The organism is Sphingobacterium sp. CZ-UAM (assembly GCF_002000245.1).
Classification (GTDB): domain Bacteria; phylum Bacteroidota; class Bacteroidia; order Sphingobacteriales; family Sphingobacteriaceae; genus Sphingobacterium.
Genome location: NZ_MTCM01000001.1, coordinates 725,086 through 736,632, shown reverse-complemented (window position 1 = coordinate 736,632; position 11,547 = coordinate 725,086). Strand labels below are relative to the sequence as shown.

At 38.7% G+C, this 11,547-nt stretch carries 9 protein-coding genes; 4 read left to right on the top strand and 5 right to left on the bottom strand.

Annotated features, from left to right (window positions below; translation table 11 throughout):
* The first annotated feature begins 7 nt into the window (after positions 1–7).
* Entirely contained in the window at positions 8–559 is a 552-nt protein-coding gene (locus BWD42_RS03105; protein ID WP_410528278.1) for a polysaccharide deacetylase family protein, read from the top strand.
* Positions 560–562: 3 nt separating this feature from the next.
* Here BWD42_RS03105 and BWD42_RS03100 read toward each other — a convergent pair whose 3' ends face one another.
* From BWD42_RS03100 to BWD42_RS03085, 4 genes are all read right to left on the bottom strand, one after another.
* Positions 563–1,360, bottom strand: a complete 798-nt coding sequence (locus BWD42_RS03100; RefSeq protein WP_077433017.1) for a DUF4249 family protein — start codon at positions 1,358–1,360, stop codon at positions 563–565.
* 6 nt (positions 1,361–1,366) lie between these two features.
* Complete coding sequence (locus tag BWD42_RS03095; RefSeq protein WP_077433015.1) at positions 1,367–3,691, bottom strand: TonB-dependent receptor domain-containing protein; 2,325 nt, start codon at positions 3,689–3,691, stop codon at positions 1,367–1,369.
* A 151-nt stretch (positions 3,692–3,842) separates the two neighbouring features.
* Entirely contained in the window at positions 3,843–4,670 is an 828-nt protein-coding gene (locus BWD42_RS03090) for an alpha/beta hydrolase (protein WP_077433013.1), read from the bottom strand.
* A gap of 72 nt (positions 4,671–4,742) precedes the next feature.
* A complete protein-coding gene (locus BWD42_RS03085; protein WP_077433011.1) occupies positions 4,743–5,639 on the bottom strand; it encodes a hypothetical protein in 897 nt (298 codons plus the stop codon).
* Between the two features lie 38 nt (positions 5,640–5,677).
* Between BWD42_RS03085 and BWD42_RS03080 the strand changes: the two genes are divergently transcribed.
* Both BWD42_RS03080 and BWD42_RS03075 read left to right on the top strand, forming a co-directional pair.
* Positions 5,678–6,568 carry a DUF4377 domain-containing protein gene (locus tag BWD42_RS03080; protein ID WP_175991940.1) on the top strand — a complete coding sequence of 297 codons (891 nt, stop codon included), beginning with the start codon at positions 5,678–5,680 and terminating at the stop codon, positions 6,566–6,568.
* Positions 6,569–6,821: 253 nt separating this feature from the next.
* Complete coding sequence (locus BWD42_RS03075) at positions 6,822–7,775, top strand: glycoside hydrolase family 43 protein (RefSeq protein WP_077433007.1); 954 nt, start codon at positions 6,822–6,824, stop codon at positions 7,773–7,775.
* 96 nt (positions 7,776–7,871) lie between these two features.
* Here BWD42_RS03075 and BWD42_RS03070 read toward each other — a convergent pair whose 3' ends face one another.
* Positions 7,872–10,091 (bottom strand): NADP-dependent isocitrate dehydrogenase, encoded by a 2,220-nt coding sequence (locus tag BWD42_RS03070; RefSeq protein WP_077433005.1) that lies wholly within the window; start codon positions 10,089–10,091, stop codon positions 7,872–7,874.
* Between the two features lie 271 nt (positions 10,092–10,362).
* Between BWD42_RS03070 and BWD42_RS03065 the strand changes: the two genes are divergently transcribed.
* Positions 10,363–11,202, top strand: a complete 840-nt coding sequence (locus BWD42_RS03065; RefSeq protein WP_077433003.1) for an aldo/keto reductase — start codon at positions 10,363–10,365, stop codon at positions 11,200–11,202.
* The last annotated feature ends 345 nt before the right edge of the window (positions 11,203–11,547 follow it).

Below are 11,547 nucleotides of genomic sequence, written 5' to 3'. Positions count from 1 at the left end.
CTGGCATATGCCGAGGACGGAAAAAAAAGTCTATCTCACTTTTGATGATGGTCCAATTCCTGAAATTACACCTTTTATACTCGATATCCTAAAAAAATATCAGGTCAAGGCAACATTTTTTTGTGTTGGTGAAAATATTAAAAAAAATCCACATTTATTTCAAAGAATTTTACAAGAAGGACATCAGGTTGGCAATCATACTTACAATCATCTCAAAGGTTGGGAGACAAGTGACCAAACCTATATCGATAATATCAGGCTATGTCAGGAACTAACGCAAACAGATCTTTTTCGGCCACCTTATGCTAAAGCCACAAAATCACAGCTTAAAAAATTATATAAAAATTATCGTGTGGTAATGTGGGATATTATGTCGGGTGACTTTGATCAGAACCTAAGTCCAGAAAAATGCCTTGAGAACGTACTTCCCAATATACAGAATGGCTCAATCATCATCTTCCACGACAATATCAAAGCGATTCCCCGCGTGGAATACGCTTTACCTAAAACGATTGAATTTCTGCTAGCAAATCAGTATCAAATAGCAAGAATGGAATAAATGTCAGGGTCTACTTCCAGATAAAACCACTTCAGATTCATAATACTTGCCCACACTCACACTAAAATATCCCAAAACATTATTGGATAGATTTGAAATCGGATTTGCTGGAGATGCTGCGCCTGGATTAATCATCTGGAAGCTGTTCCAGTAATTGTAAGCCCCTAGGTCGATACATTGACGCAATACACGTATTCTGTCTCCTATCTTAAGGTCTCTATCGCGATCGACAATATCATGCTGCACTTGCAATCCATTATTATATTTATCGCTAAAAACATCAACAAAGCGCAATTCACCACCATTCACGGACATTTTATATTTGTAATAATTTCCTTTTTCCGGAGGATCATTAAAGACCAATGTAGGATAATAGATGGTGTCTGTAAATATAATCCGTTCGGAGAGCCCTATCGAGTCGACATCAACATAGGATGGTACCGTCGAGGTTCCTTCAATTTCTTTTCCATCGACAGTTTTTACATACAATCGATAGCTGTTCTTTTCCTGCAGCCGCAATGTTTTATTGGTATACACACCGTTGGCTCCAGGTAAAAAGATATATATTTGGTTATTTTGCAGATTTTTCACGGATACTTCCGCATCCGTTATGGGAGACAACATCGAATCTTTTAAACCCACTACTTTCTGAATACTGATCTCATGCTGCTTATCCGACACCATCAGATCGGCGGTGATCACCAGCTGCCCTGTATTTTCAGGCAATTTAAGGTCAATTTTGTCTTCACAACCAATCAAAGTCATCCAAATTAATGCGATCAATCCTATTATCTTTCTCATGTTGTGTTAAAATTTAAAGTTCCAGGTAACGGATGGTATGGCACCAAATAATGCGATCCTATAGATCTCGGTCACATTAGATTGACCTTCTTTCTCTCTAAAATCAATTAAATAAGCATTTTTGCGATTATAAGCGTTATAAATCCCAAAAGATAAACTTGAATAGGTATTTTTTGTACGCTTGATATCATAAGTTGCAGCGAGGTCCAAACGATGATAAGCTGGCATACGCTGGCCATTTCGCTTATCGTAATAGAATATCGTTCTATCGTCAACAAAATATTTACCAGCGGGCATTGTTACAGCATCCCCGGTATAGTATACAAAGTTCGCACTCAGATTCCATTTAGGCTTCAATTGATACTGTGCCACAACAGCTATATTATGAATCTTATCCTGACGCGCATTAAACCACTGTCCATCATTGATCTGCTCGAATTGTCTTTCACTTCTGGACAGTGTATAGCTGATCCATCCATTAAACCTTCCCGATCTTTTCTTTATAAACCATTCCACACCATATGCCCTTCCTTTTCCAAATAGTAGTTCGCCATCCAAAAATTCATTGGCCTGTAAATCGGCTCCATTCCTATAGTCGATCTGGTTTTTCAGATCCCTATAGTAACCTTCTACGGAAAACTCATACCTATTGGACGCAAAATTCCGGAAATAGCCCAGCGAATACTGTGTTGACAATTGTGGTTTAATGGTATTATTGCTTAATACATACTGATCAGTCGGCAAGCTACTTGTGGTGTTACTCAACTGATGTAAATACTGTACATTCTTGTTATAAGATGCCTTTAAGGTAGTCAATTCATTCAAGACATAGTTCAGCGATATACGTGGTTCCAGATAAACATATTTTTTTCCGATGGCTCCGCTCTCCACATAAGTTGAATCAACAGCTTCACCTGCATGATCGTAGGTATAGAACATACCTGGCCCTAAAGCGGCATAAGCTGTCGCCCTAATACCGTAATTCAGTTTGAACTTATCATTTATTGACCAATCATCCGAGAAATAAGCAGCAATATCCGCTCCTTTGCGCTCTTGAATACGTAATGAGTTTACTTTAGAATCTTCACCGGCTTCAATACTCGCCGGACGAATTTTCTGTAAAGCTGCCTGCAGACCAAATTTTAGATTATGGTGATCCGAGAGGCTATATTGAAAATCCTGTTTAAAGTTATAATTGAAGATATCTGAGCGGATCTTGAAGTTATTATCGTCTTCGATCTTCACCTGATAGTTAAATTTACTGAAGATCAATGTGGTATTACTGAACAGGCGGTTATTCCAAACATGATTCCAGCGCATCGTTCCGGTCGCATTCCCCCAACTGAAGTCAAATAAATCATGGTATGCCATGGCATCCTTACCGAAATATCCTGATAAATAAATGGTGTTTTTATCGTTAATTCTATAATTAAATTTGGCATTTAGATCATAGAAAAATAAAGCACTATTTTTAATATTTTCATCATTTGAGAGCTTCAGGAACAAATCGGCATAAGTACGTCTACCGGATATCATAAATGAGCTCTTTCCCTTTTGTAATGGCCCCTCTACCTTCAGCCGTGACGCAATTAGCCCCAGTCCCCCTTCGACATTAAAATGTTGATTATTCCCATCCAAGGTTGTTATTTCCATGACCGAAGAGATCTTACCACCATATTGGGCGGGCACACCTCCTTTATAAAAATTGACGTCTTTGATGGCATCGGAATTAAAGGTCGAAAAGAAACCAAAAAGGTGAGCACTGTTGTAAACCGGAGCCTCATCCAACAGAATCAGGTTTTGATCCCCACCACCTCCACGTACATAAAAGCTGCTACTTCCCTCGCCTCCACTCGCCACTCCGGGAAACAATTGGATCGTCTTCAAAATGTCTTTCTCACCAAACAATACAGGAACCTTCTCAATCTCCTTTGGGCTAAACTGAGTCAAGCCCGGAGTCAGATCTTTGATCGATTTTCTTCTATTTCCAGTAACAACTACCTCTGCCAATTGGTTCTCTTCGGGTACCAATTGTACAATATAGGTCGAGTCTTTTCCCATCGTCACAGGCAATATTTTGGTTTTATATCCTATTGAGGAAACTTCGAGGTAAGTATCAACTCCGCGAAGGGACAAACTAAAAAAGCCGTATTTATTGGAAGCCGTCGATTTTTTCTCAAGGTCATTCCGGACCAAAGCACCAATAATATTTTCACCGCTGATGCTATCCCTGATAAATCCCGATATAGATTTAGATTGTTGGCCATAGGATTGCTGTGCGCAAAACAAAATAGAAGAAAAATAAAAAACAACCTTTAGAGGTTTAAGCATAGCAGATTGAAATCAAAAATTTATTGAAAATAATAAAAAAGCCTTACAATTTGTAAGGCTTAATAATAAGTTTATAATTTGTTAGTCAAGATCTTCTTTAACAAAAATAGTATTTTATTCATTTAAGCCAAATATTTATCTATTTTTCTTGTTATTTTTTTTCTACCGGATTGAAAAAATCATAGAAAAAGGCCATTTGATAGACAATGGAGCGTGACCAATACGCCCAATTATGTCCGCCTTCACTTGTAACGAAGGTATGATTTATATTATGATACATGAGCTTATCGTGAAGTGCAATATTGACTTGATGGAAAAAGTCCTCCTTTCCACAATCAATAATTAACCGAAGTTTATTATTTACTAATTTAGGAATCATATTGATCACCACGCGATCGTCCCAGGCCTGCGTCGAATCGGCATAATTCCCGATACGATCCTTAATTTCCCAGTTTAAAGGAAATGGTCTAAAATCTACCCCACCGGCAGTACTGCCTGCTGCACCATAAAGATCCTGATGTTTAATCGCAAGTGACAAAGCTCCATGCCCACCCATGCTAAGCCCCGAAATCGCTCTTCCTTTACGATCCTGAACTGTCGCATAATGACCATCTATATAATCAATCAGCTCTTTGGCGACAAATGTTTCATATTGGTAATTTCGATCATTTTTTATATCCCAATACCAACTGCCATATCCTCCGTCCGGACAAACAATCATGTATCCATACTGATCTGCCAAAGCAGCCACATTGGAATGCTTCACCCAATTACTATAATTACCCGAATATCCGTGAAGTAAATAAAGAACCGGATATTTCGTATCTGTCGAATAACCTTTCGGGAGTATTACTACTGTTTTTATATTTTTTGCCATGCTCCGACTCGGAATACGCAAAGTATCCACTTTGGCAGCTTTACTAACAGCGACAATATAAAATAGCGCAAGTGATAAAAGTAAAAATTGTTTTAAATTCATTATATCAGTATTTGGATGTAATTATTCTACTCAGACCAATATTATTGATCCAATTTTCTGAATCAAGTCAGCTTATTTATCAATGGATTTAGAGCATCTTTCAAAATAATAAAGATAAGATTTTAAACCAAATGGACGCTCGCTGATGGTATAAAAACCAGCGTTGTTATTATCAAAAGTAAGCGCTTCTCCTTGCGGCTCTACCTTATAAGGAACTTCGATTGGCCTTCGGTTTAGCGCCTTTTGCCATGACTCGCCCGAATTCCTTTTCCAGTAAAAAATATGCGTGATATTCTTGATAAGCATCTCTTTTCCGGAAGGATTAATAGCCGAAGCTGTAGCAAAAGTAAAAGGAAGTTCAGCCACTTTATCTAATGTAAAATACTGTTGATTTTTATTTCTGAAAACTGGCGCACTATATACTGTAGACCGAAATTCCCGCTTAGAAACGATATACAACATATTATCGCGCGGATCCACCATAATAGACTCGGCATCCAAACGTTTTTGTCCGGGGAATTTAAGAAATATGGTTTTAATATTCTTTTTTGATATCATTGAAGAATCTTGCGGTGAAGGTTCTGGAAATACATATAGGCTTGCCCAAGTCCGCTTGCCAAGATTATTGCCTATATCTGCTAAAATCAGATAAATTTTACCATCAATTTTTACGCGGTCGATATCCTCACAGTCTGTCACAGTCACACCTTCAAGCGTAAATCTTTTGAGTAGATTGGCCTGCCGGTTGATCAGATAGATATTCGCCCCGTCACCACTGTCATTATGCACCCAAAAGCTTCCCTCCTCGTGAGCTGCTACAATTCCTGATACTTCTTTTAGCTGCGGATCTGTTATTTCACCCAAGGGAATTTGTGTTTTAAAATAATCCTTGTTATTTTGGGCAGATATCCGCAAGCCGGACAAAAAAAGTACAATCATTAAGAGTACTTTTGTTCGTGCAATATTCATGTTTAAAGATACGTTTTTATTGACATTTTATGCCCGTTATGAACAAATCCCTTAAATATATCTTATTTTTTATCCCCTTATTTCTAATCCAATATACTACACAGGCACAGAGCAGCGTATTCCGGATAAAAGTTAAATCAGGACTTGACAATACACCGCCCTATCTCGTAAAGTATTACAACAGTAAAGACTGGGAGAAATTCTATGCTGAAATCCTGCAGTTTAATTATAACCCAGGGTTTGAGTACAATATCCGTGTAAAAAAAACGACAACTGCCCAAGCTTCAATCTATACACTCCAACAAATCATTAATCAATCACCGGCTGAAAATACTGAAATCGCAATTTGGGATGTGGCTGAGTATTATGTCAATAATCCAATGTCAGGCAAATTGGCCTGTCTGCAGATAAAATCCAACAAAAAAAACAAATGGGAATATATCGCAGGCCCTATTTTAGGTTTTGATTACCAAGAGCAATATCGCTATCGTATCAAAGTGAAGCAAACGAAAGTAAAAGATACCGACAGTTTACGCTACGAATTGATGGATATTATTTCCAAAGAAAGGGTAACCGAACTGCCCAGTGTAGCTTCTTTTCTCGCAAGGTTCAAATGGAATTTGCTTCAATTAAACGGGAAAGATGTAACGAGCAGCAAAGCCTATATTGGCTTTGACGCGAAAAACGGAACAATCGCCGGATCAACAGGCTGTAATAATTTCTGGGGAAATTTTAATATAAAAGGCAATTTGATCAGCTTTCCACACCTAGCAAGCAATATGAAATCCTGTAATGGTCCCAATAATATTGAAAATGACTTTTTTGCGATCATTGAGCAAAAACAAATTCAATTTGATATCGCCGAACAAACCCTAAACTTGTATATCGACGGAAAATTAGTTATGATTTTTGGCTTAGAGCGCGAATAAAAAAAACACCCGAAGTCTGGGGAACTTCGGGTATCTTAGCCATATTATTAACCTATTTTATGAAAAGTATTTATGCCATTTGGAAATGACATAAACAAATATGTGAAATAAATCGGAAAGAACCGAAAGCTACACTTCATTTTAACATAATTTTAACACTTTAAAAATATTGAGAAAAATTGGCGTAAAAATGATATTTTTTGGAACATTAGGGCAGCAAAGTTGTAGTATCTTAATGGTTTAAACCATAACGATGATCAGAACATTTTTTACGACAGCCGCTTTATTTTTGACAACGATGCTCTTTGCCCAAGAGAATCCGATTATTCGTGGGAACTACGCCGATCCTGAAGGAATTATCTATGGCAATAATTATTGGATTTTCCCCACCTACTCAGCTCCCTATGAAGAACAGCTGTTTTTTGATGCCTTTTCCTCGCCCGATCTGGCCCATTGGACAAAGCACCCGCGGGTACTCCAAAATAGTGAGGTAACATGGGCAAAAAAAGCAATGTGGGCACCCGCTGTTTTGGAAAATAAGGGCAAGTATTATTTATTCTTTAGTGCTAACGATGTTCACCAGGGCGAAATCGGCGGAATCGGCGTGGCCGTAGCCGATAAACCCGAAGGGCCTTATAAAGATTTGCTAGGCAAACCACTGATCAATGATATCATCAACGGTGCGCAGCCCATTGACCAATTTGTATTTAAAGATCGGGACGGAACGTTTTACATGTATTACGGTGGCTGGAAGCACTGTAATATGGTAAAACTGAAGCCGGATTTTTCCGGTCTGCTCCCATTTGATGACGGAACCTATTACAAGGAAATTACACCCGAGAACTACGTGGAAGGTCCATTTATGTTTATTAAAAATGGCAAATACTACTTTATGTGGTCCGAGGGTGGTTGGACCGGACCGGATTATAAGGTAGCTTATGCAATTGCGGACTCTCCGTTCGGGCCGTTTAAACGTATTGGAACAATTCTCGAGCGCGACCCAAAAGTTGCTGTTGGGGCAGGCCACCATTCTGTTATTAAAGTGCCCAATAAAGACAAGTATTTCATCGTCTATCACCGCAGGCCATTAGGTAAGGAAGGCGCCAATGAGCGTGTCACTTGTATAGATGAAATGAAATTTGACGAAAAAGGTCATATTATACCCGTCAAAATGACCTTTGAAGGAGTCAAATATCCATTAAAATAAATCAACCCTCTCTGTATAATACAAGCAACCCAACCTAAACAGAAGAGCCCCGATCAAAAACCGGGGCTCTCATTATTTAATTAAGATAATCAGCGTTTAAATATTGGCGATTGCGTTATTTAATGTCGCAGAAGGACGCATAGCTTTTGTTGCTAATTCATCATTCGGGAAGTAATAACCACCAATATTTTGAGCCTGTCCCTGTGCCCCTATCAATTCTTCATTAATTTTAGCCTCATTGTCAGTCAGTACTTTTGCAACAGGTGCAAATCTGCTTGCTAAATCTGCATCTTTCGTTTGAGCAGCTAAAGCCTGCGCCCAATATAAAGTTAAATAGAAATGGGATCCACGGTTATCGATCTGACCTACTCTACGTGCCGGAGATTTGTCATTTGCCAGGAATTTCTCTGTTGCCACATCCAAGGTTTCCGCTAAAACTAATGCTTTAGGATTATTTTGTGTTTGTGATAAATGTTCCAATGAAGCTCCTAAAGCTAAAAATTCGCCCAATGAATCCCAACGTAGGTAACCTTCCTGAAGGAATTGTTCGACGTGCTTCGGAGCTGAGCCTCCAGCACCGGTTTCGAACAAACCGCCACCATTCATCAATGGTACAATAGATAACATTTTTGCTGAAGTACCGACTTCCAAAATAGGGAATAAATCAGTCAGATAATCACGTAAGACGTTACCTGTTACGGAAATAGCATCTTCACCTTTACGAATGCGCTCCAAAGAGAATTTAGTAGCTTCTATCGGTGATAAGATTCGAATATCTAAACCTGCGGTATCAAAATCTGGCAAGTATTTTTCTACTTTTTTGATGATCTCTCTGTCATGTGCGCGGTCTTTATCTAACCAAAATACTGCTGGTGTATTGGATAAACGTGCACGGTTTACAGCTAATTTTACCCAGTCCTGGATAGGTGCATCTTTTGTTTGACACATACGGAAAATATCACCTTCTTCGACTTTTTGCTCCATGAATACATGACCTTCCGCATCCACAACACGGATCACACCTTTACCAGCTGCTTGGAAAGTTTTGTCATGCGAACCATATTCTTCTGCTTTTTGAGCCATCAAGCCCACATTTGGAACAGATCCCATTGTTTTTGGATCCAAAGCACCATGTATTTTACAATCCTCTATTGTAGCCTCATAAACGCCAGCGTAAGAACGGTCAGGCACCATTGCGATCGTATCTTCTTCTTGACCATCCTTATTCCACATTTTACCACCAATACGGATCATTGCTGGCATAGAAGCATCAATGATAACATCGGAAGGAACATGGAAGTTTGTAATACCTTTATCTGAGTTGACCATAGCTAAAGCGGGACCTTGCGCGATAGCAGCATCAATAGCAGCTTTCACTTCCGCTTCTTTTGCATGACCTGCAATTTTAGCATATACTTCCCCTAAGCCGTTGTTTTTATTGACACCTAATTCTTTAAACAAGTCGCCATAAGTAGCAAACACGTCCGCAAAATAAGTTTCAACCACCGCACCAAAGATAATCGGATCTGAAACCTTCATCATTGTTGCTTTTAAATGTGCAGATAACAATACCCCTGCAGCTTTCGCTTCAGCAATTGTATCAGCGACAAAACCTTTCAGTGCGTTCAAACTTAAGGTTGAAGAGTCAATTACTTCACCAGCCTTTAATGGAGAAAGACCTTTTAATTCGGTAACAGCTCCTTCGCTATCCACAAATTCAATTTTGAATTGACCTGCATTTTCTACTGTTACAGATTGCTCTGAACCATAGAAATCGCCAGATGTCATCGATGCGACTTTAGTTTTTGAATCTTTTGCCCAAGCCCCCATTTTGTGCGGATTAGCTTTCGCATAATTCTTCACGGCTTTAGGTGCACGACGATCTGAATTACCTTCACGTAAGACAGGATTTACAGCTGAACCCAATACTTTCGCATATTTGGCTTTGATCGTTTTTTCTTCTTCGGTAATTGCTTCATCGGGATAGTTAGGAATAGCATAACCTGCTTTTTGTAATTCTGCGATAGCTCCTTTTAATTGTGGAATCGACGCTGAAATATTCGGTAATTTGATGATGTTTGCTTCAGGAGTTGTCGCCATTTCTCCCAGCTCGGCCAAAGCATCGGCAATTTTTTGATCTTCTTTTAAAAATTCTGGAAAGCTCGCAAGAACACGCCCCGCTAAAGAGATATCTCTCAATTCCACATCGATATCAGCTGTAGCTGTAATCGCTTGTACAATAGGCAAAAACGAGTAAGTCGCCAACAAAGGTGCTTCATCTGTTTTTGTCCAAACAATTTTTGATTTGTTTGACATAGTAATCTATTAGAAATATGTTTAATTTTTAATGCTATGCGAAATCAGTGAAAAATCTAAATTTCTCAAAATTTCGCCTAAAGATAAGAATTAATGCTATAAACCATGGCTTAATCCGACCTTTTTGACAATAAAAATGTGAAAATAAATATATTTTGGCAATACAGAATAACTTGGTCTCTCCATTTTAAAGGACAGTCCTCTTGACATTTCAGTGACGGGATAATTCAATTGAAATCCTAATTTAGTCAGACAAAAAATACTATTAAGCATGAAATCATTCAAATTGAACAATGGGATAGATATTCCAACAATTGGATTTGGAACCTGGCAAATTCCGGAAGGAGAAGACGCCTATCAAGCTGTTAAAGAAGCGTTGGCTGTAGGATACACGCATATTGACACAGCAGCTATTTATGGTAATGAGAAGAGTGTGGGCAAGGCGATCAAGGATAGCGGAATAGATCGTAATACGTTGTTTATAACAACCAAACTATGGAATACCGAACGTGGTTATGACAAAACGATCACTGCATTTGAAAAATCTCTTACAGATCTAGGGTTGGAATATATAGACCTCTATTTGATCCACTGGCCAGCTAACGAAACTCAATTTGAAGATTGGGCAGTTATTAATGCCGATACCTGGAGAGCTTTTGAATATTTATACGAACAAGGAAAAGTAAAAGCGATCGGGGTTAGCAATTTTCCAAAAGAGTACCTGGCGAAATTACTGGAGACTGCGACGATCATACCTAGTGTCAATCAAATTGAGTTTCATCCAGGTTATCTGCAACAGGAAACTGTTGACTTTTGCAAATCAAATAACATCCTGGTGCAGGCCTGGTCTCCACTAGGCTCAGGAAGGATATTACAGAACGAAACCCTGATTGCTTTAGCAGAGCAAAAAGCTACCAGTATTGGGCAAATCTGTATTAAATTTGCACTTTCACAAGGTATTTTACCGCTTCCAAAATCCACCAATCCGACAAATATTAAACGAAACTTAGCTGTTGACAGTTTCGATCTTACGGACGAGGATATCCGAATGATTCGGGCATTACCAGCAATGGGGTTCTCTGGATCTGATCCCAAAAAAGTCGCATTCTAGATTATTGAAAGGAATCTAAAATATACGCTATAGAGTCCGCCCAACGAAACTAGGTAGGCGGACTCTTTTTTTTCCTATCCCCTTTAATCTCACCATCTTTATCCCTGAATTTTACCGGAAATGTACTCAGCCTCTCGGTATCTGTAGAGTGATATCCGTAGCACATCTACTGATGTTTGCACGATTCAGCACTAAAAAAGAAATATAAGCTTTCCCCGAAACAAAAGATTAGGATAGCTGTTAATAATACAACAATTCATATCATGAGGCCTACTCGAAATGCAATATGCCGAAACAAAGCGTTTGCAGAGGAGAACTATCGTATTATTGAAAGAGTATTTGAAC